Annotated in this window: 18 protein-coding genes; 11 read left to right on the forward strand and 7 right to left on the reverse strand. The window is 66.8% G+C overall.

Features of this window, described 5'->3' with window-relative positions:
* From PTT45_RS15030 to PTT45_RS15040, 3 genes are read left to right on the forward strand one after another with little or no spacing between them, the layout of a single operon-like run.
* Entirely contained in the window at window positions 1-1,992 is a 1,992-nt protein-coding gene (locus PTT45_RS15030; protein ID WP_273814306.1) for an FUSC family protein, read from the forward strand.
* Entirely contained in the window at window positions 1,979-2,185 is a 207-nt protein-coding gene (locus tag PTT45_RS15035; protein ID WP_273814307.1) for a DUF1656 domain-containing protein, read from the forward strand. The genes PTT45_RS15030 and PTT45_RS15035 overlap by 14 nt, the downstream gene beginning before the upstream one ends.
* A gap of 10 nt (window positions 2,186-2,195) precedes the next feature.
* Window positions 2,196-3,056 (forward strand): efflux RND transporter periplasmic adaptor subunit, encoded by an 861-nt coding sequence (locus PTT45_RS15040; RefSeq protein ID WP_273814308.1) that lies wholly within the window; start codon window positions 2,196-2,198, stop codon window positions 3,054-3,056.
* A gap of 57 nt (window positions 3,057-3,113) precedes the next feature.
* Here PTT45_RS15040 and PTT45_RS15045 read toward each other — a convergent pair whose 3' ends face one another.
* The 3 genes from PTT45_RS15045 to PTT45_RS15055 form a co-directional block, all read right to left on the reverse strand.
* Window positions 3,114-3,584: a MaoC family dehydratase gene (locus PTT45_RS15045; RefSeq protein WP_043309610.1), complete on the reverse strand. Its 471-nt coding sequence runs from the start codon at window positions 3,582-3,584 to the stop codon at window positions 3,114-3,116.
* Window positions 3,581-4,540 carry an alpha/beta hydrolase gene (locus PTT45_RS15050; protein WP_273814309.1) on the reverse strand — a complete coding sequence of 320 codons (960 nt, stop codon included), beginning with the start codon at window positions 4,538-4,540 and terminating at the stop codon, window positions 3,581-3,583. The genes PTT45_RS15045 and PTT45_RS15050 overlap by 4 nt, the downstream gene beginning before the upstream one ends.
* Before the next feature lie 65 nt (window positions 4,541-4,605).
* Entirely contained in the window at window positions 4,606-5,331 is a 726-nt protein-coding gene (locus tag PTT45_RS15055; protein ID WP_273814310.1) for a substrate-binding periplasmic protein, read from the reverse strand.
* Between the two features lie 198 nt (window positions 5,332-5,529).
* Here PTT45_RS15055 and fadD2 point away from each other — a divergent pair, with 198 nt between their 5' ends.
* Together fadD2 and fadD1 are read left to right on the forward strand one after the other, a co-directional pair.
* Entirely contained in the window at window positions 5,530-7,218 is a 1,689-nt protein-coding gene (gene fadD2, locus PTT45_RS15060; protein WP_273814311.1) for a long-chain-fatty-acid--CoA ligase FadD2, read from the forward strand.
* Window positions 7,219-7,489: 271 nt separating this feature from the next.
* Window positions 7,490-9,181: a long-chain-fatty-acid--CoA ligase FadD1 gene (fadD1, locus tag PTT45_RS15065; protein WP_273814312.1), complete on the forward strand. Its 1,692-nt coding sequence runs from the start codon at window positions 7,490-7,492 to the stop codon at window positions 9,179-9,181.
* A 59-nt stretch (window positions 9,182-9,240) separates the two neighbouring features.
* On the opposite strand, the gene PTT45_RS15070 is transcribed toward fadD1, so the two are convergent.
* Entirely contained in the window at window positions 9,241-9,645 is a 405-nt protein-coding gene (locus PTT45_RS15070; RefSeq protein ID WP_273814313.1) for an acyl-CoA thioesterase, read from the reverse strand.
* Window positions 9,646-9,708: 63 nt separating this feature from the next.
* Window positions 9,709-10,578, reverse strand: coding sequence for a LysR substrate-binding domain-containing protein (locus PTT45_RS15075; protein ID WP_273814315.1), 870 nt, complete (start codon window positions 10,576-10,578; stop codon window positions 9,709-9,711).
* Window positions 10,579-10,712: 134 nt separating this feature from the next.
* On the opposite strand from PTT45_RS15075, the gene PTT45_RS15080 reads away from it, so the two are divergent.
* From PTT45_RS15080 to PTT45_RS15105, 6 genes are all read left to right on the forward strand, one after another.
* Window positions 10,713-11,765: an agmatine deiminase family protein gene (locus PTT45_RS15080; RefSeq protein ID WP_273814317.1), complete on the forward strand. Its 1,053-nt coding sequence runs from the start codon at window positions 10,713-10,715 to the stop codon at window positions 11,763-11,765.
* A 4-nt stretch (window positions 11,766-11,769) separates the two neighbouring features.
* Window positions 11,770-12,678, forward strand: coding sequence for an N-carbamoylputrescine amidase (gene aguB, locus PTT45_RS15085; RefSeq protein WP_273814319.1), 909 nt, complete (start codon window positions 11,770-11,772; stop codon window positions 12,676-12,678).
* 2 nt (window positions 12,679-12,680) lie between these two features.
* The gene (locus PTT45_RS15090) at window positions 12,681-13,775 is read left to right on the forward strand and encodes an extracellular solute-binding protein (RefSeq protein ID WP_273814320.1); all 1,095 of its coding nucleotides are present in this window, start codon (window positions 12,681-12,683) and stop codon (window positions 13,773-13,775) included.
* Between the two features lie 81 nt (window positions 13,776-13,856).
* The gene (locus PTT45_RS15095; RefSeq protein ID WP_273814322.1) at window positions 13,857-14,585 is read left to right on the forward strand and encodes a TorF family putative porin; all 729 of its coding nucleotides are present in this window, start codon (window positions 13,857-13,859) and stop codon (window positions 14,583-14,585) included.
* 92 nt (window positions 14,586-14,677) lie between these two features.
* Window positions 14,678-15,802 carry an agmatine deiminase family protein gene (locus tag PTT45_RS15100; RefSeq protein ID WP_273814324.1) on the forward strand — a complete coding sequence of 375 codons (1,125 nt, stop codon included), beginning with the start codon at window positions 14,678-14,680 and terminating at the stop codon, window positions 15,800-15,802.
* 98 nt (window positions 15,803-15,900) lie between these two features.
* Window positions 15,901-17,559, forward strand: a complete 1,659-nt coding sequence (locus tag PTT45_RS15105; RefSeq protein WP_273814326.1) for an amidohydrolase — start codon at window positions 15,901-15,903, stop codon at window positions 17,557-17,559.
* 8 nt (window positions 17,560-17,567) lie between these two features.
* On the opposite strand, the gene PTT45_RS15110 is transcribed toward PTT45_RS15105, so the two are convergent.
* Window positions 17,568-17,954: a hypothetical protein gene (locus tag PTT45_RS15110; RefSeq protein WP_273814328.1), complete on the reverse strand. Its 387-nt coding sequence runs from the start codon at window positions 17,952-17,954 to the stop codon at window positions 17,568-17,570.
* A 71-nt stretch (window positions 17,955-18,025) separates the two neighbouring features.
* Window positions 18,026-19,495, reverse strand: a complete 1,470-nt coding sequence (locus PTT45_RS15115; protein ID WP_273814330.1) for a methyl-accepting chemotaxis protein — start codon at window positions 19,493-19,495, stop codon at window positions 18,026-18,028.
* Window positions 19,496-19,713 lie beyond the last annotated feature (218 nt).

The raw sequence follows: 19,713 nt of genomic DNA on the forward strand, positions 1-19,713 counted from the left end.
GTGCGTGATTTCCTTTCCGCCATCTTCGCTCCCAGTCCGCTGGCCCTGCAGTTCGCCTGCAAGACGCTGCTCAGCGGCGCACTGGCGCTGTGGTGCGCGTTTCGTTTCGGCCTCGACCAGCCGCAATGGGCGCTGATGACTGCGTTCATCGTCGCCCAGCCGCTGGCCGGCATGGTGGTGCAGAAGGGCCTGGCGCGGCTGCTGGGCACGGTGATCGGCACCGTGCTGTCGGTGGTGTTCATGGCCCTGTTCGCCCAGGCACCGTGGCTGTTCCTGCTGGTGATGGCGCTGTGGTTGGGGCTGTGCACCATGGCCTCGACCCTGCTGCGCAGCGCCTGGTCCTATGCCTTCGTGCTCTCCGGCTACACCGTGGCGATCATCTGCCTGCCGATATTCGGCAAGCCGCTGGTGGTGTTCGACGAGGCGGTGGCGCGCTGCACCGAGATCTGCCTGGGCATTCTCTGTTCCATGGTGGTCAGCGCGGTGCTCTGGCCGCAGCGGGTCGAGCAGCAACTGGTGGGCCAGGCGCGCGCGGCCTGGCTTGGTGGCGTACAGGTGGCGGCCGCCGCGCTGCAGCGCCAGGGCGCCGGACCGCGCGGGCTGCTCGAGACCCTGGGACGCATCGTTGCGGTGGATGCCCAGCGCGAGCACGCCTGGTTCGAGGGCGTGCGCGGGCGCCAGCGGGCCCGTGGCCTGCGCGCCCTGACTCGCGAACTACTCGGCCTGCTGCGTTTGGCGCGCGGCGTGGCTCGGCAGTGGCGGCAACTCGACGATGCCGATGCGCATGCCCTGGCGCCCTGGTTGGCGGAGTTGCAGGAGCGCCTGCTCGACCCCGAACGCGGTCCGGATGCCGAGCTGATGGCGCGCCTGCGCGAACAGTCCCAGGCGGCCGAGCATCCCGCCGCGCGGCAGTACTGCCTGGGCCGCATGGCCTTGCTGATGCGCCAGCTCGGCCGGGCCCACGAGGCGCTGCTGGCAGTGGAGCTCGGCGAGGCGCCGGTGGATGCGCCGCCGCCACTGTCCTGGCATCGCGACGTGCAGACCGCCGCGGTCTATGGCCTGCGCAGCTGCCTGACCCTGCTGGCGTTGTCGGCCTTTTGGCTAGCCACCGCCTGGCCGGCGGCCAGCGGCGCCATGTTGCTGGCCTCGGTGGTGTGCAGCCTGTTCGCCAGCCGCGAGAATGCTGACCTGATCGGCATGGCTTTCCTGCGCGGCATCCTCTACGCGCTGCCGGTGGCTTTCTTCGTCGGTCAGGTGCTGCTGCCGCAGTGGAACGGCTTCCCGTTGCTCTGCCTGGCCCTGGGCGTGCCGCTGTTCTTCGGCCTGCTGGCCATGTCGCGGCCGGCGCTGGCCGGCGCCGCTACCTCCTTCTGCCTGCACTTCATCGTGCTCTGCGCGCCGCGCAACGACATGGCCTACGACGTCGCCTACTTCCTCAATTCGGCATTGGCCATGCTGCTCGGTGTCGGCTGCGCGGTGCTGGCGCTGCGCCTGCTGGTGCTGCGCAATCCGCTGTGGCACGGCCGGCGACTGCTGCGTGCGACGCTGGATGACCTGGCGCGCCTGTGTACCCGCTCGCTGGGTGGTGCGGAGAACTGGTTCGGCGGGCGCATGGCCGATCGCCTGTTGCAGCTGGCGCGCTTCTATCCGCAACTGCCGGATGGCGGGCGCAGCCGCTGGGATGACGGTGTCGACAGCCTCGACCTGGGCGACGAGCTGTTGCACCTGCGCGCCTGCCTGGCGGCGGCGCCGAACGCGCCGCGAGAGGCCGAGCAGCGCTTCTTCGCCGGCCTGGAGAAAGTGCTGCGTGGCGGCCCTCAGGCCAGTCGCGGCGAGGCGCTCGATCCGTTCATCCAGGCGCTGACACGAGCCCTGCACGACCGCCCGCCGGCGATCGAGCTGCAGCTGGCCGAGGCGGCCTTGCTACAACTGCGCAGCAGCTGGCGGCGCTGGTGCGACGAACAGCCGGGAGGCAAGCATGGATTTGCGTGAATGGGCGCTGGGCGGCGTGCTGCTCAGCCCGATGCTGCTGTATGCGCTGCTGGCGCTGTTGCTGACCGGTGTATTGCGCCTGGGCCTGCAGCGCGCCGGGCTGGCGCGCTGGATCTGGCACGAGGCGCTGTTCGACTGCGCCCTGTATGTCTGTGTGCTGGCGGGCCTGGTGGCCCTGCTGGCGACCTGGTGAGGAGTCGTTGATGAGTGCACTTCCGCGTGTGGCGGTGACCCTGCTGATGGTGCTGGTGGCCGTGCTGGCTGGCTGGTGGCTGTGGGACTTCTACATGAACGCGCCCTGGACCCGCGATGCGCGGGTGCGCGCCGACGTGGTCACCATCGCCCCGGACGTGTCCGGTTGGGTGGTCGAGCTCAAGGTGCAGGACAACCAGCAGGTCAAGGCCGGCGACCTGCTGATGAGCATCGACCGCGAGCGCTACCAGGCTAACCTCGACAAGGCCAAGGCCCTGGCCCAGACCCGTCGTCAGCAGCTCAACCTGCGTCAGCACGAGGCCTCGCGTCGCGCCCACCTTGGGCCGCAGGCGATCAGCGCCGAGCTGCGCGAGAACGCCCTGATCAATGCCGAGATCGCCCGTGCCGAGCTGCAGCAGGCCGAGGCCGAGGTGACCCTGGCCGAGCTCAACCTCAAGCGCAGCGAGGTGCGCGCGCCGCGCTCCGGGCAGGTCACCAACCTGCACCTGGCTCAGGGTAACTACGTGCAGGCCGGCCAGGCGGTGATGGCTCTGGTGGCCGACGATTCCTTCTACGTGCAGGCCTACTTCGAGGAGACCAAGCTGCCGGGCATTCGCGTCGGTGCGGCCGTCGAGGTGACGCTGATGAGCGGTGGCGTGGGCCTGACGGGCAAGGTGCAGAGCATCAGCCGCGGCATCACCGACCGCAACGCGGTGGCGGATGCGCAGCTGCTGGCCAATGTCGAGCCGACCTTCAACTGGGTGCGCCTGGCCCAGCGCATCCCGGTACGCATCGAGCTGGAGGACGTGCCGAAGGACCTGCCGCTGAGCGCGGGGATGACGGCGAGCGTCAGGGTGATGGGGGAGGAGTGATCTGCAGGGAAAACAAAAAGGCCGCTCGATGAGCGGCCTTTTTCATGTGCAGCAGGATCAGCCCACGGTGACCTTGGGCATTTCCGGCATGCTCAGGGTCTGCTCGGCGCGCGGGGCCAGGACCTCGGCTTCGCCGTCCACCACCTGCTCCTGGTTCTGGTTGAACACGCGGGTGGCCAGGCGCACGCGGCCCTTGGGCAGCTTCTCCAGCACTTCCAGCTGCACGGTCAGGGTGTCGCCGAGTTTCACCGGACGGGTGAACTTGAGCTGCTGGCCGAGGTAGATGGTGCCCGGGCCGGGCAGGTTGCAGGCGATGGCGGCGCTGATCAGCGCGCCGCTGAACATGCCGTGGGCGATGCGCTCCTTGAACATCGTCTCGGCGGCGAAGGCGGCGTCCAGGTGCACCGGGTTGTTGTCGCCGGAGACGGCGGCGAACAGCTGCACGTCGCGCTCTTCCACGGTCTTCACCAGGCTGGCCTGCTGGCCGACTTCGAGCTTGTCGTAGGGGATGTTGGTGACCTGGGTCATACGGGTTCCTCGATGGGGGTGGGGCACTGGCGGCTACGGATCAGGGCCCGCTCCAGCCAGTCGCGCAGATAATTGGTGACCTCGTCGCGATTGCTCTCGTTGAGCAGCTCGTGACGGGCCTCGGGGTAGATCTTCAGCTCGACGTCATGGATGCCGGCGGTGCGCAGGGCGCCGGCCAGGTGGCCGAGGCGCTTGCCCTGGCTGACCGGGTCATGGTCGCCGCCGATCACCAGCAGTGGCAGGTCGGCGTCGATCTGCGCCAGGTTGCGCACCGGGGTGATCTGCTGGAAGCCGTGCATCAGATCGCACCACAGCTGGGTGGTACAGACGAAGCCGCACAGCGGGTCGGTCACGTATTTGTCCACTTCGGCAGGGTCGCGGCTGAGCCAGTCGAAGCCGGTGCGGTTGGGCTTGAAGGCCTTGTTGAACGAGCCGAAGGAGAGGAAGTCGATCAGCTTGCTGCGCCCGGTCGGGCCCAGGCGCCAGCGCTCCAGGCGGGTGATCAGGCCGGCCGCCTTGTACAGCGGCAGCGGCTGGTAGTTTGAGCCGGACAGGATGGCGCCCTGCAGGCTGCAGCTGTGCTGCATCAGGTAGGCCATGCCGATGTAGCTGCCCATGCTGTGGCCGAGCAGGAAGATCGGCGAGCGCGGGTGCTGCTGGCGGATCTGGTGATTGAGCGTGGCGAGGTCGCCGACCACCTTGTTCCAGCCCTCGGCGTCGGCGTAGTGGCCAAGCACACCGCGTTCGGCGGTGCGGCCGTGGCCACGCTGGTCGAGGGCATATACGCCGTAACCGGCTTCGGTGAGCTCCTCGGCCAGGCGCGCGTAGCGCTCGGCGTGCTCGGCCATGCCGTGGGCGATCATCAGCAGCGCCTTGGGCGCCGCTGCGGTGGGCCAGTGCAGTACGCGCAGCGCGGTGCCGTCGCTGGCGTCGATCCACAGTTCTTGTTGCTGCATGGCGGTCCTTGTGCCCGGTGAAGTCGCGGCATTGTGCATGGCCGGGCAGGCCGCGCAAAGGGCCGTTAACGCCAGACGTTGTGGCGTTTGAGGATCAGCATGTACTCGCCGCTGGCATGCAGTTCACGCAGGCCGCGTTCGAAGATGGCGGCCCAGTCCGGCTGGCCGGCGCGCGGCTCGGTGAAGCCGACCACCAGCGGGATGCGTTCCAGCGCCGGCTCCTGCCACACCAAGTGGCCGCGCAGCTCGTCGTCGCTGGCCACCAGGTACTCGCCGACGATGCGCTCCAGCAGCACCAGGTCGAAGCGCCGGGCGGCGAGCTTGCGCAGGTTGCTGATGTCGTCCACTGCCTCTTCGGTACGCAGGCCGGAGTTGAGCAGGCGCGGGGGATAGCCGTAGCCGCGGACGATGCCGACCTTGCGTCCGCGCAGGTCGTCGATGGACTGGAACGGCTGCGGGGTGCGGCGGCGCACGAACATGCCGAGCTGGCTGTAGAACAGCGGGCGCGAGGCGATCAGGTCCTCTTCCTTTATCTCCTGCGGCCACAAGGCCAGGGCGCCCTGGTAGCGGCCGTTATGCAGCTCGGCGCGGACCCGTGCCCAGGGCATGAAGTCGATGCGCGGCTCGTAGCCCTGGGTGGCGAAGGCGCGCCGGGTCAGTTCGACGATGCTGCCGCCGCTGGGCATGAGCTGGGAGCTGTAGGGCGGGTATTCCAGGGTGGCCAGGCGCGGTTCGGCAGCCAGCGGCAGGCAGAGCAGAAGAGGGATGGCGAGGGCGAGGAGTCGACGCATGGGGATGCCGTGGGGAAAGCCAGTAATAGCTATAGCGCAGGCCGACATGGATCGTCGGAAAAGCATGGTAAAGATTCATACGGTCAATGAGAGGGGCGCGGGTATTTGCCTCTCGTCCGCTAGCTGCTAAGTTCCGGGGCAATCCGGTCGCGTGGCTGCAGGCCGGCCAGTTCATTCAGGTCAAGGGGAATAACAACAATGCAACCTGACTTCTGGGACGACAAGCGCCCGGCCGGGGTATCCAACCAGATCGATCTGACCACCTATCGCTCGGTGGTAGAAGTCTTCGAACGGTCCTGCAAGAAATTTGCCGATCGCCCGGCGTTCAGCAACCTCGGCGTCACGCTGACCTATGCCGAACTGGAGCGCCATTCCGCGGCCTTCGCCGCCTGGCTGCAGAAGAACACCGACCTCAAGCCCGGCGACCGCATCGCCGTGCAGATGCCCAACATCCTGCAGTACCCGATCGCCGTGTTCGGTGCCATGCGCGCCGGGCTGATCGTGGTCAACACCAACCCGCTGTACACCGTGCGCGAGATGCGCCACCAGTTCAACGACGCTGGTGTGCGTGCCCTGGTGTACCTCAACACCTTCGGCAAGTCGGTGCAGGAAGTGCTGCCCGATACTCAGGTGGAGTACCTGATCGAGGCGCGCATGGGCGACATGCAGTCGCCGCTCAAGGGCTTGCTGATCAACGCTGCGGTCAAGCACCTGAAGAAGATGGTGCCGGACTACCAGCTGCCCCAGGCCATATCGTTCAAGGACGTGCTGCGCGCTGGCAAGGGCCATGGCTTCCAGCCGTCCAAGGTGAGCCTGGATGACGTCGCGGTGCTGCAGTACACCGGCGGCACTACTGGCGTGGCCAAGGGCGCGATGCTCACCCACGGCAACCTGGTGGCCAACATGCAGCAGGTGCACAACTGCCTGCAGCAGACCGGCGATGATGGCCTGCCGCTGATGAAGGAAGGCGGCGAGATCATGATCGCGCCGCTGCCTCTCTACCATATCTATGCCTTCACCGCGAACTGCATGTGCATGATGGTCAGCGGCAACCACAACGTGCTGATCACCAACCCGCGCGACATCCCGGGCTTCGTCAAGGAGCTGGGCAAGTGGCAGTTCTCCGCGCTGCTGGGCCTGAATACCCTGTTCGTCGCGCTGATGGATAACGCGGACTTCCGCAACCTCGACTTCTCCCGCCTCAAGCTGACCAACTCCGGCGGCACCGCGCTGGTCAAGGCCACCGCCGAGCGCTGGCAGGAAGTCACCGGCTGCGCCGTGGTCGAGGGCTACGGCCTGACCGAAACCTCGCCGGTGGCCACCACCAACTGCTACGGCGCCCTGGCGCGCCTGGGCACCGTAGGCATCCCGGTAGCCGGCACCGCACTCAAGGTGATCGACGACAACGGCGTCGAGCAGCCGCTGGGCGAGCGCGGCGAGCTGTGCATCAAGGGGCCGCAGGTGATGAAGGGCTACTGGCAGCGCGAAGAGGCCACTGCCGAGGTGCTGGACGCCGAGGGCTGGTTTAAGACCGGCGACATCGCGGTGATCGATCCGGACGGCTACACCCGCATCGTCGACCGCAAGAAGGACATGATCATCGTCTCCGGCTTCAACGTGTACCCGAACGAGATCGAGGACGTGGTCATGGCTCACCCGAAGGTGGCCAGCTGCGCGGCCATCGGCGTGCCTGACGAGAAGTCCGGCGAGGCGGTCAAGCTGTTCGTCGTGGCCCGCGAGGGCGGCGTCACCGCCGAGGAGATCAAGGCCTACTGCAAGGAAAACTTCACCGGCTACAAGGTGCCCAAGCACATCGTGTTCAAGGACGCCCTGCCGATGACGCCGGTGGGCAAGATCCTGCGGCGCGAACTGCGCGACATCGCCTGAGTTCCACCCGGCCGGCGGGGTGGACGCCGGCATCCTCGAAAGCCCCGTTCCAGGGGCTTTTTCATGCGCGAGTCAAACATGTGACTGCAAATCTATAGCGAGTCATTTTTCTGACCGCTATGGCCATGTTTGGTGCTGGTGGCACCTAGGCAAAGCTGCTACTCTCGGCACGCTTTGGCCAGTCCCCACCTAGTGCCAAGGGCAAATCATCACAACAAACAACCGCCATTGCGCGCGGTGTAGATAAGCTGTTGCTCAGGAGTAGGCTTCCATGACCGATAACTTCTGGAAGGACAAATATCCTGTCGGAATCGCTGCCGAGATCGATCCCGACCAGTACCCCAATATCCAGGCCGTACTGAAAGAGTCCTGCCAACGCTTCGCCGATAAGCCTGCTTTCAGCAACATGGGCAAGACCCTGACCTACGGCGAGCTGTACGAACTCTCCGGCGTTTTCGCCGCCTACCTGCAGAATCACACGGACCTCAAGGCCGGTGACCGCATCGCGGTGCAGCTGCCCAACGTCCTGCAGTACCCGGTCGTGGTGTTCGGTGCCATGCGCGCCGGCCTGATCGTGGTCAACACCAACCCGCTGTACACCGCGCGGGAAATGGAACACCAGTTCAATGACTCCGGTGCCAAGGCCCTCGTCTGCCTGGCCAACATGGCCCACCTGGCCGAGGAAGTGCTGCCGAAGACCGGCGTCAAGCACGTCATCGTCACCGAGGTAGGCGACCTGCTGCCGCCGCTCAAGCGCCTGCTGGTCAACACCGTGGTCAAGCACGTGAAGAAGATGGTCCCGGCGTTCAACCTGCCGCAGGCCGTCAAGCTGAACAAGGCCCTGGCCCTGGGTCGTGGCAAGTCCTTCACCGAAGCCAACCCGAGCAACGGCGACATCGCCGTGCTGCAGTACACCGGTGGCACCACCGGCGTGGCCAAGGGCGCGATGCTGACCCACCGCAACCTGGTGGCCAACATGCTGCAGTCCAAGGCGCTGATGGGCTCCAACCTCGGCGAAGGCTGCGAGATCGTCATCTGCCCGCTGCCGCTGTACCACATCTACGCCTTCACCTTCCATTGCATGGCGATGATGCTGACCGGCAACCACAACATCCTCATCACCAACCCGCGCGACCTGCCGGGCACCGTGAAGGAGCTGTCGAAGTGGAAGTTCACCACCTTCGTCGGCCTCAACACCCTGTTCGTGGCGCTGTGCAACAACGAAGACTTCCGTCGTCTCGACCTGTCCTCGCTGAAGCTGACCCTGTCCGGCGGCATGGCCCTGCAACTGGCCACCGCCGAGCGCTGGAAGGAAGTCACCGGCTGCCCGATCTGTGAAGGCTACGGCATGACCGAGACCAGTCCGGTCGCCACCGTCAACCCGTACCAGAACATCCAGATCGGCACCATCGGCATTCCGGTGCCGTCGACCCTGTGCAAGGTCATCGACGACGAAGGCAACGATCTGCCGCTGGGCGAGCGTGGCGAGCTGTGCGTCAAGGGCCCGCAGGTGATGAAGGGCTACTGGCAGCGCCAGGAAGCCACCGACGAGATGCTCGATGCCAACGGCTGGCTGAAGACCGGCGACATCGCCGTGATTCAGGACGACGGCTACCTGCGCATCGTCGACCGCAAGAAGGACATGATCCTGGTGTCCGGCTTCAACGTGTACCCGAACGAGCTGGAAGACGTGCTCGCCACCCTGCCGGGCGTGCTGCAGTGCGCGGCCATCGGCGTGCCGGACGAGAAGTCGGGCGAGGCGATCAAGGTCTTCGTGGTGGTCAAGCCGGGCGAAAGCCTGAGCAAGGAGCAGGTGATGGAGCACATGCGCTCCAACGTCACCGGCTACAAGGTGCCGCGCTTCGTCGAGTTCCGCGACACCCTGCCGACCACCAACGTCGGCAAGATCCTGCGTCGCGAGCTGCGTGACGAGGAGCTGAAGAAGATTGCGGCCACGGCCTGATCCTCGAACAGCATGAAAAAGCCCCGCTTCGGCGGGGCTTTTTCGTTTCTGCGGTTCTCTTATTCGGGCCGCAGGGCCTGGCGCAAGGCGTCGGGCAGGGCGGTTGGCTGCTTGCTCTCGGGGTCGATGCACACCTGGGTCATCGAGGCGCGGAAGGTCACCTTGCCCGAGGCCTGGCGCCCTTCCACGGCGAAGCTGAACGAGGTGGTGCCGGGCGCGTCGCTGCGCACCTCGATGTCGATCACCTCGTCCCAGGTCATGGGCGAGAGGAATTCGACCGACAGCGCCCGCGCCGGCGGCAGGATACCCATGGCGAACAGCTTGCGCAGGCCCTCGCCACCGAGCCGGTGGGAGAGGAATTCGTGGATCGCCTCGATGACGAAGTAGGCGATGCGCGGCGTGTAGACGATCCCTGCCGGGTCGCAGTCGCCGAACAGAACGGTGCGGGTGGTGGTGAAGGGCATGACAGCTCCGTGTCGGGTTGAGCCATTGAGAGATACCGCGATCATAACGGCTGCCGGGTGGTTTCAGCTGCCGGCGCCAGGGTTCAGGCGCTGCTCCAGCCAGGCGCAGAACTGGCGGGTGAGCGGGTCGCTCTCGCTGTCGCGGTGCACCAGCCAGGTCCAGCGCGGGCCACGTACTCGCTGTTCGCTGAGCGGTTGCAGCAGGTTCTGCGCGCAAGCGGTGGCGGCCAGCAGCTCGCTGACCAGGGCGATGCCCAGGCCACCGCTGGCGGCATCCAGCAGCAGGCCGGGGTCGGAGAAGTTCAGCCCCTGGCTGTGCTGGCCGATGTCGGCGCCGCCCTGTACCTGCCAGTGGGCCCAGTCCATCTCGCGTTCGCCGTGCAGGGTGGTGCGCTCGCCCGCAGGCAGCGCCAGTAGGTTGGGGTGGCAGGCCGGGTAGAGGCGGTCTTCCAGCAGTACGCGGAAGCTGCATTCGACCTGGGCGGTGAGGTCGTCGCGCACGGCGATGTCGATGGTCTGGGTGGCCATGTCCGGCACCTCGTCGCTGGTGAACAGCCACAGATCGACGTCGGGATGGCGGCGATGGAAGTCGCCCAGTTGCGGCACCAGCCAGTGGCGGGCGAAGGCCGGCGTGGTGTTGACCACCAGCTGGTTGGGCTTGCGGTACTGCTCCAGGCGGCGGATGCCCACAGCCAGTTGCTGCAGCAGCGCCTGGGTGGTGCTGAGCAGGTCGAAGCCGGCATCGGTCAGTGCCACGCTGCGCCCGTTACGGAAGAACAGCGGCTGTTCGAGGAAGCTTTCCAGGCTGCGGATCTGCTGGCTGATCGCCGACTGGGTGAGATGCAGTTCCTCGGCGGCCTTGTGGAAGCTGCCCAGGCGGGCGGCGGCTTCGAAGCCGCGCAGGGCGTTCAGGGGAGGCCAGTGCTTGAGCATGACTGATAAGCCTGTCTAATCAGAATTGTGGAAAATCTATCGTTTGTTGCGCCTTTTTTACAGGCCTAGCATGCAAGTCATCACCGCATTCGCGGTTTTCAGTGATAACAAAGACTTAACTGAAAGGCACTTGTATGCAACAGAACGCAGTCGCTTCGAACACTTGGTTCATGCCCGCCGAATGGGCCCCGCACGCCGCCACCTGGATGGTCTGGCCGCACAATCAGCCGCTGTGGGAGTCCGGTTGGGGCGTGACCCTGGAAGAGGTGCAGGTCGACTTCGCCCGTGTCGCCAACGCCATCGCCCGCTTCGAACCGGTGAAGATGGTGGTGGACCCGTCGGCGGCGTTCCGTGCTCGCGAACTCTGTGGCAAGGGTGTCGAACTGATCGAGCTGGCGGTGGATGACAGCTGGTGCCGCGACTCCGGCCCGAGCTTCGTCTGCCACCCGCAGCTGGGTCTGGCCGGCGTCAGCTGGCGCTTCAACGCCTGGGGCGGCAAATCCGAGCACAGCCTCGACGAGGGTCTGGCGCGGCGCATCCTCAACGGCCAGGGCCTGGAGTGCTTCGGCACGCCGCTGTCCAACGAGGGCGGCGCCATTCATGTGGACGGCGAGGGCACGCTGATCACCACCGAGTCGGTGCTGCTCAACCCCAACCGCAACCCGGGCATGAGCAAGGCCGAGATGGAGGAGATCTTCGCTCGCCTGCTCGGCGTGAAGAAGACCATCTGGCTGCCGGGCGATCCCAAGTACGTCACCGGCGACATGACCGACGGCCACGTCGATGGCGTGTGCGCCTTCGCCAAGCCCGGCGCGCTGCTGGTGGACGCCACTCACGACCACGGCTCGGTGTACGCCGAGGTGGTGCGCGAGAACCGCCGTGCCCTGGAGCTGGCCACCGACGCCAAGGGCCGCCAGTTCGAGCTGCTCGAACTGTATGAGGCCACCGACGCGGTGGATACCGAGGCCGAGGTGTTCTGCGCCTCCTACACCAACTTCTACATCTGCAACGGCGCCATCATCATGCCGGCCTACGGCATCGCCGCCGACCAGGTGGCGGCGGATACCCTGCGCATGGCCTTCCCCGGCCGCGAAGTGGTGCCGGTGCGCATCAACCAGTTGGCCCATGGCGGCGGCGGGGTGCATTGCATCACCCAGCAGCAGCCGCTGTGGCCGCTGAAGGGGTAAGGCGATGAGCAGACTGACCGTCGCCACCACCCAGTTCGCCTGCAGCTGGGACCTCAAGCAGAACCTCGACCGCGCCGAGCAACTGGTGCGTGACGCCGCCGCCCGCGGCGCGCGGCTGATCCTGCTGCAGGAGCTGTTCGCCACGCCGTACTTCTGCATCGAACAGCACCACAAGCACCTGGCGTTAGCCGAGGAGTACGAGCACAGCCTGCTGCTCAAGCGCTTCGCCGCGCTGGCCGGCGAGCTGGGCGTGGTGCTGCCGCTGAGCTGGTTCGAGAAGGCCGGCAATGCCTACTTCAACTCCCTGGCCGTGGCCGATGCCGACGGCCGCCTGCTCGGCGTGTACCGCAAGACCCACATCCCCAACGCCATCGGCTACCAGGAGAAGGAATACTTCAGCCCCGGCGATACCGGCTTCCGCGTCTGGGACACCGCTGTTGGGCGCATCGGCGTTGGCATCTGCTGGGACCAGTGGTTCCCCGAGACCGCGCGCTGCCTGGCTCTGCAGGGCGCCGAGGTGCTGCTCTATCCCACTGCCATCGGCTCCGAGCCAGGCGCCGCGGCGCTGGACTCGCGTGACCACTGGCAGCTGACCCAGCGCGGCCACGCCGCCGCCAACATCGTCCCGGTGATCGCCGCCAACCGCGTCGGCCGCGAGGTGGCGACCACCGATCCGGGCCTGCAGATGAGCTTCTACGGCTCGTCCTTCATCACCGATCACAAAGGCAAGCTGCTCGCCGAGGCCGACCGCGACACCAGCGGTGTGCTGGTGCGCGAGCTGGACCTCGCCGCCATGCGCGAGGACCGCATGACCTGGGGCATCTACCGCGACCGCCGCCCGGAGATGTACGGAGCGCTGCTGGGCCTGGATGGCCGCCACCTGCACAGCCACTGGAACCATCGGGGAGCCTGACCATGAAGAACCATCGCACTCTGCTGTTCGCTGCCCTGGCGCTGTGTTGCGCCCAGGCGCAGGCCGCCGCCGAGGAGAAGACCCTGCGCCTGTACAACTGGGCCGACTACTTCGCCGAGGACACCCTCGCCAGCTTCACCAAGGAGACCGGCATCAAGGTGATCTACGACGTCATGGAAGGCAGCGAGACGCTGGAGGCCAAGATGATGGCCGGTGGCAGCGGCTACGACCTGATCTTCCCCGGCGATACCGTGGCCGAGCGCCTGATGCGCGCCGGCGCGCTGCAGAAGCTCGACCAGGACAAGCTGCAGCACCTGGCCGACATCGAGCCGGGCCTGCGCACCCTGCAGACCAAGTACCCGTACTCGCGCCACACCACCGTGCCCTACACCTGGGGCAGCATCGGCATCACCTACAACGCCGAGATGGTCGGCAAGCGCATGAGTGACGCGCCGGTAAACAGCCTCGACCTGCTGTTCAAGCCGGAGAACGCGGCCAAGTTCGCCGACTGCGGCATCTCCATGATCGACTCGCCGGACGAGGTCATGGCCGTGGTGCTCAACTACCTGGGCCGCTCGCCGCGCAGCGCCGAGCCCGATGACCTGAAGGCCGCCACCGAGCTGCTGGTGTCGATCAAGCCGTACATCCGCAAGTTCCAGTCGCAACCGGTCACCGACCTGGTCAACGGCAACCTGTGCCTGTCGCTCGGCTACAGCGGCGACTTCACCCAGGCCCAGCGCGCCGCCAGCGGTGCCGGCAAGCCGGCGAACTTCAGCTTCCACATCCCGCGCGAGGGCACCACGGTGTGGATGGACACCATGGCCATCCCGGTGGATGCCAAGCACCCGGAATACGCCTACGCCTTCATCAACTTCGTCATGCGTCCGCAGAACATGGCGGCCATCAGCAACTTCACCGGCTACCCGACCTCCAGCGCCAAGGCCCGGCCGATGGTCGACGCCGACATGCGCAACAACCCGGACATCTACGTCGACGAGGCCACCTACGCGCGGCTGATTCCCGGCAAGGACATCCCGCAACGCTCGATGCGTGCGCGCATGCGTGCCTGGACCACCTTCAAGACCACCGCTCACTAAGCCGCCAGTACCAGCCGCCGCTGCGCCCATCGGCGCGGTACGGCGAAGCCATGCCCACAACAACAAGAAAGGAGCCTCACCATGTCGTACCCCAAGGCCGCCCTGGCCATCGTATTGCTCGCCCCCTGGGGGCTGAGCCAGGCCATCGAGCTGAACGAAGACTTCGCCCTGTACCTGGATGCCGGCGTCTACAGCGACCACCGCACCCGCGGCATCTCGCAGACGCAGAACGACCCGGCGTTGCAGGGCTCGGCGACCTTGAGCCACAGCAGCGGCCTGTACGCCGGGGTGTGGAGCTCCAACGTCGACTTCGGCCTGGGCAGCAACACCCGCCAGGAGATCGACTACTACGCCGGCTACAACTGGCAGATCAGCGACGACATCAGCCTCGACACCGCCTACTTCCAGTACGAGTACCCACGGCAGAGCGCGCTCAACTACGGCGAGTACTTCAGCCAGCTCACCGCCTACGGGACCAAGCTCGGCGCCTACTATTCCGACAACCTGGGCGGCGACCAGAGCTACCTGTACAGCTACGTCGGCTACGAGACCCTGCTGCCGGCCGAGGTGGCCCTGGACCTGCGCTACGGCAACGTCGACCTCAAGGACCCGCTGCTGCTCGATGGCAGCGGCGACACCCGCAGCAGCTACCGCGAATGGCAGCTCAAGCTGAGCAAGGAACTGTTCGGCCTGAACTGGTCGGCCAGCTACGTCGACACCGACCTCGGCGACAGCGAATGCGCCAACTACATGGGCTTCGACGACGTCTGCTCGGCGACCCTGGTGCTGGGCGCCAACAAGAGTTTTTGAGCCGGCCATGGGCCGCCGGCCCATCCGTCTCGCCAGGGAGCAGCAAGCCATTGATGGCGCAGCACAACCCCCAACGAGAAGAGGGACACACCATGTCTACGCGTCGCGATTTCATGAAGCACCTGACGATGGCCGCCGGTATCGGCGCCGTCGCCTCCCTCGGTCTGGGCATCGGCGCGCCACGGGCGCGCGCCGCCCTGGCCGGCAGCTGGTACATGCCGGACGAGCACGCCCCGCAGGAGCGGGTGATCCTCGCCTTCGCTGCCTCCACGGCGATCTGGGAGGACTGGGCCACGCCGGTCAATGACTGCATCGCCCTGCTGGCCAAGACCATCGCCAAGTACCAGCCGGTAACTGTGCTGTGCCGTTCCAATCAGCTGACCCAGGCCAAGCAGAAGTGCGGCACCACGAACATCAAGTTCCTCACCATGCCGCTGGATGACGTCTGGGTGCGCGACTACGGCGGCTGCTTCGTGGTCGACGGCCAGGGCGGCCGAGGCCTGGTCGACTTCAACTTCAACGGCTGGGGCGGCAAGCAGCGCTCGAGTAACGACACCATGGTGGCCGACACCCTGAGCTACGAGCTGGACGCCAGCTACGTCGGCAGCCAGCTGGTGGGCGAGGGCGGCGGCATCGAGGTGGACGGCCACGGCACGGCGATCATGACCGAGAGCTGCTGGGTCAACAGCAACCGCAACCCGGGCATGAGCAAGGCGCAGATCGAGGCCGAGCTGAAGGCCAACCTCGGCCTGCGCAAGATCATCTGGCTACCCGGCATCAAGGGCAAGGACATCACCGACGCCCACGTCGACTTCTACGCGCGCTTCGTCAAGCCGGGCGTGGTCATCGCCAACCTGGACAACGACCCCAAGTCCTACGACTACGCGGTGACCCGCACCCACCTGAACATCCTCAAGGCGGCCACCGACGCCGACGGCCGCAAGCTGGTGGTGCACACCCTGCCGCCACCCCTGAAGAAGCGCAGCAACGTCTACACCCAGAACAACCCGGACTTCGCCCCCGGCTACATCAACTACCTGCCGATCAACGGCGCGGTGATCGCCCCGCAGTTCGGCGACGCGGCGGCGGACAAGTACTGCAAGGACCTGCTCACCCAGCTCTATCCGGGCCGCGTCATCGTCCAGGTCAACATCGACCCGATCGCCGGCGGCGGTGGCGGCATCCACTGTGTGACCAAGAACATGCCGCGCCTGTGATCTAGCCTTTCCTGACCTGCTCCCATCGGGGGATTCATCAGTTCCCACACTTGTGCCATGCCCGTTCGGGCATGGCTTTTTTGCTTGAGGATCGCTCCATGTTCCGCTGTCTGCCGCTTTGCGCGGCATTGCTCGCGCCGCTGGCCCAGGCCGAGGAGGCTGCCGCCAGCCTGCTGCTGCACAACGCCCGCATCTACACCGTGGATGCCGACCAGCCCTGGGCCGAGGCCCTGGCCATCGGCGAGGAGGGCGAGATACTCGCCGTCGGCAGCCGGGCCGAGGTCGAGGAATACGCGGACGACGACACCGAGCTCGTCGACCTCGGCGGCCGCCTGGTCCTGCCCGGTTTTCAGGACAGCCACGCGCATGTGCTGGACGCCTCGTCAGAGGCCCAGGGCGACTGCCCGCTGCAATCCGACGACACGCTGGAGCAGTGGCTGGACGAGATCGGCGAGTGCGCCGATGCGGCCAAGGGCGAATGGCTGCTGGGCAGCGGCTTTGCCCTCAACACCCTGCTGGAGGCCGGCGCGAGCCCGCGCGCGCTGCTCGACGAGATATCCACCGACCTGCCCATCGCCATCATGGAGGAGACCTCGCACTCCTACTGGCTCAACAGCAAGGCGCTGCAGTTGGCCGGCTTCGACGGCGAGCGTGATGACCCCGAGGGCGGCGTGATCCTGCGTGACCCGCAGGGCAAGGCCACCGGCGTGGTGCTCGACAACGCCGGCGACCTGGTGATGGACAAGGCCCTGCCGCCCTCCAAAGCGCTACAGCAGCTGTATTACCAGGCGGTACTGGATGGCCAGGATGAGCTGGCGCGCAACGGCATCACTTCGGTGGCCGACGCCCGCGTGTTCTGGCGCCGTGGTCACCTGGAGGCCTGGCAGAAGGCGGCGCGCGAGGACCGCCTCAAGGCACGCACCAGTCTCGGTTTGTGGGCCTATCCGCAGCTGGACGATGGCGAGCAGCTGGCCGAGCTCAAGTCGCTCTATCAGCCGGGCGATGAAGACGAGCTGCTGCACGTCACCCAGATCAAGCTGTATGTCGACGGCATCGTGCACAACACCACCGCACGCCTGCGTCAGCCCTACCAGCACAGCCTGGCCGGCGTCGATCCACGCGGCCTGTACTACTTCCCCCCCGAGCGCCTGAAGCTGTATGCCCGCGAGCTGGCGGCCGCGGGCTTCGACCTGCATATCCACACCATCGGCGACCAGGCGGTGCGCGATGCGCTGGACGCCATCGAGCAGGCCGGGCGCGGCCGTCATCGCCTGACCCATGTCGAGCTGGTCGATCAGGCGGATATCCCGCGCTTCCGCCAGCTGGGGGTGATCGCCGACTTCCAGCCCAGCCCGTACTTCACCCCGTCCTTCCTCAAGGACAACCAGCCGCTGATCGGCCAGCGCGCCTACCAGATGCTGCCGATGCGCGCGCTGTATGACAGCGGCGCACGGGTCACCCTGAGTTCCGACTGGGACGTGAACCCGCTGTCGCCGCTGGGCATCATGCAGAACGCCCTGGGCCTGGGTTCACGCGGCCTGCCCGACTTGGCCGCGGCGATCCGCGCCTACACCCTGGACGCGGCCTACACCCTGCGCCAGGAGGCGCGCACCGGCTCGCTGGAGGTGGGCAAGCAGGCAGACCTGCTGGTGCTGGATCGCGACATCTTCAAGTTGCCACCCAGCCAGATCGGCCAGGCCAAGGTGCTATGGACCCTGCTCGGTGGCGAAGAGGTGTACCGCGCGGCGGAGTTCTGAGACGGGTATCAGCCCGGCTGCTGCGCCTGCCGGGAGCGGCGCTCCAGCAGGTAGCCGGCGGCGCCGCCAAGCAGGATGGGCAGCAGCGCATAGATCGGGAAGAACACGATGCCCAGCGCCGCCTGGGCATCCGCGGCGAGGTCGAGCTGGTAGTGCGCCCAGGCCAGGAAAGCGAAGCCCGGCACTGCCGGCGCCAGCACGGATGCCGGCCGGCGGTAGAGCAGGCTGACGAGCAGGATGGCGCCCCAGGCGATGGCATTGAACAGGCCGAGGAACAGCGCGCCACCGAGGCCCGATTGGGTGTACTGGCCGAGCCAGTCGAGGCCGCCGGGCAGGCGGGCCAGATAGGGCAGCAGGATGCCGAACAGAATCACCGCCAGACGCGCCTTGAGCATGGTCCACCTCGCCAGCCAACCGGTTTCGGCGAATGCTAGACCAGGCTTGTGCTCCCGTTCGGTCGACTCGTCTACAGCTTCAGCTTGCGAATCGCCTTGCCCAGCTCCTCCGCCAGGCCGACCAGCTCGCCGCTGGTGCTGGCCGAGGTCAGCGTCTGCTGCACGGTCTGCTCGGTAACGTCGCGGATACCGACCACCGAACGGGTCATTTCCTCGGCGACCTGGCTCTGCTGCTCGGCGGCCACGGCGATCTGCGTGTTGCTCTCGCGCATCAGTGCCACCGCGCGGGCGATATCACCGAGTGCTGCGCCGGCGGCGTTGGCCTCCTGCACGCAGTGGTCGGCCTTGTGCGAGCTCTCCTGCATGAACTCCACCGCGTCGCGGCTGGCGGCCTGCAGGTTGCCGATCATGCGGGTGATCTCGTCGGTGGAGTCCTGCACGCGCTTGGCCAGGTTGCGCACCTCGTCGGCGACCACGGCGAAGCCGCGGCCCATCTCGCCGGCGCGCGCTGCCTCGATGGCGGCGTTGAGGGCGAGCAGGTTGGTCTGTTCGGCGATGCCGTGGATGGTCTCGACCATGCCGCCGATGGTGCGGCTGTCGTCGTTCAGGCGCTGGATCATCTCGGCGGTCTGCTGCACGCCCTGCGACAGGCTGGCGATGGCCTGGCTGGCGCGGCCGACCACCTGCTGGCCGACGCCACTCAGGCGATCCGCCTCGGTGGACTGGTCGCGGGTGTCGGCGGCGTGCTGGGCGATGTGGTGCACCGTGGCGGACATCTCGTTGATCGCCGTGGCGGCCTGGTCGGTCTCGCTCTGCTGGCCGAGCATGCCGCCGCGCACCCGCTCCATGCTGCCGGCCAGGCGCCGCGCGCCGTCGTCGAGGCTGGCGGCAGCCTGGGCCACGGTGCCGACCACGCGCTGGTAGCCGGCCTGCATGGCGTTGAAGGCGTTGGCCATCTGGCCCACCTCGTCGCTGCTGTTCAGTTCGGCGCGGGCGGACAGGTCACCGCTGCGCTCCACATGCAGCATCACGTCCTTGAGCTGGTTGAGGTGGCTGAGGATGAAGCGGATCAGCAGCTGCGAAGCGCCGAGCAGGAGCAGCATCAGCGCCATGACGCAGGCCGCGTAGGCGCCGGCGCGAGCCTCGAACACCTGCCACAGGCTCGGTGCGCTGGCGGTGATCGCCACGCGCTGGCCGTCGCCGGCATCCTGCAGCCAGGCACCGATCAGCGGGCTGTTGCCCCACAGGCCGTCGTGCTCCAGGTCGACCCAGCCGCGCTCCTTGCCGCTCACGCCCGGCAGCGCCGGCTTGCCGCCACTGGGGAAGCTCAGTACACGGGCATCCTTGGGTAGCGGCGTGGCCGCCGGCCAGTTGGCCAGCAGGCGCGCCTCGGCCTGGGCTGCCTCGCGGGCCGCTTCGGCGCGGCCGGCCTGCTCCTGCTGCATGGCGAACAGCACCAGCAGCAGGGTGGTGACGAAAGCCACCAGGTTGACCGCCCAGAACTTGTATTTGAGGGAGAGGTTGAGGATCCAGTTTTTCATGGTTTTTTTATCTGCACGCAAGAGAAGTGGCATTTCGCCACAGTTTGCCCAATCGCCGGCCGCGAACCTTGATCACGGTCAACGGCGCCTGGAACTCCGCTGAACGGTATGACCTCTCGTCGCTCATGCCGGTTTCGAGCCTTGCGACAGACGCGCAATAACATAATCTGCGCCGGTCGCGCGGGCCTGTAACCCGCGCCGTTGCGCTTCCCGGGGGA

Origin of the sequence: Pseudomonas sp. Gutcm_11s, assembly GCF_028649395.1 — a bacterium.
Taxonomy (GTDB): Bacteria; Pseudomonadota; Gammaproteobacteria; order Pseudomonadales; family Pseudomonadaceae; genus Aquipseudomonas.

Excerpts from the sequence above, each read along its gene's own strand:
- PTT45_RS15035 (WP_273814307.1), top strand. The coding sequence starts at position 1,979 with ATGGATTTGCGTGAATGGGCGCTGGGCGGCGTGCTGCTCAGCCCGATG.
- PTT45_RS15040 (WP_273814308.1), top strand. The coding sequence starts at position 2,196 with ATGAGTGCACTTCCGCGTGTGGCGGTGACCCTGCTGATGGTGCTGGTG.
- PTT45_RS15045 (WP_043309610.1), bottom strand. The coding sequence starts at position 3,584 with ATGACCCAGGTCACCAACATCCCCTACGACAAGCTCGAAGTCGGCCAG.
- PTT45_RS15050 (WP_273814309.1), bottom strand. The coding sequence starts at position 4,540 with ATGCAGCAACAAGAACTGTGGATCGACGCCAGCGACGGCACCGCGCTG.
- PTT45_RS15055 (WP_273814310.1), bottom strand. The coding sequence starts at position 5,331 with ATGCGTCGACTCCTCGCCCTCGCCATCCCTCTTCTGCTCTGCCTGCCG.
- fadD2 (WP_273814311.1), top strand. The coding sequence starts at position 5,530 with ATGCAACCTGACTTCTGGGACGACAAGCGCCCGGCCGGGGTATCCAAC.
- fadD1 (WP_273814312.1), top strand. The coding sequence starts at position 7,490 with ATGACCGATAACTTCTGGAAGGACAAATATCCTGTCGGAATCGCTGCC.
- PTT45_RS15070 (WP_273814313.1), bottom strand. The coding sequence starts at position 9,645 with ATGCCCTTCACCACCACCCGCACCGTTCTGTTCGGCGACTGCGACCCG.
- PTT45_RS15075 (WP_273814315.1), bottom strand. The coding sequence starts at position 10,578 with ATGCTCAAGCACTGGCCTCCCCTGAACGCCCTGCGCGGCTTCGAAGCC.
- PTT45_RS15080 (WP_273814317.1), top strand. The coding sequence starts at position 10,713 with ATGCAACAGAACGCAGTCGCTTCGAACACTTGGTTCATGCCCGCCGAA.
- aguB (WP_273814319.1), top strand. The coding sequence starts at position 11,770 with ATGAGCAGACTGACCGTCGCCACCACCCAGTTCGCCTGCAGCTGGGAC.
- PTT45_RS15090 (WP_273814320.1), top strand. The coding sequence starts at position 12,681 with ATGAAGAACCATCGCACTCTGCTGTTCGCTGCCCTGGCGCTGTGTTGC.
- PTT45_RS15095 (WP_273814322.1), top strand. The coding sequence starts at position 13,857 with ATGTCGTACCCCAAGGCCGCCCTGGCCATCGTATTGCTCGCCCCCTGG.
- PTT45_RS15100 (WP_273814324.1), top strand. The coding sequence starts at position 14,678 with ATGTCTACGCGTCGCGATTTCATGAAGCACCTGACGATGGCCGCCGGT.
- PTT45_RS15105 (WP_273814326.1), top strand. The coding sequence starts at position 15,901 with ATGTTCCGCTGTCTGCCGCTTTGCGCGGCATTGCTCGCGCCGCTGGCC.
- PTT45_RS15110 (WP_273814328.1), bottom strand. The coding sequence starts at position 17,954 with ATGCTCAAGGCGCGTCTGGCGGTGATTCTGTTCGGCATCCTGCTGCCC.
- PTT45_RS15115 (WP_273814330.1), bottom strand. The coding sequence starts at position 19,495 with ATGAAAAACTGGATCCTCAACCTCTCCCTCAAATACAAGTTCTGGGCG.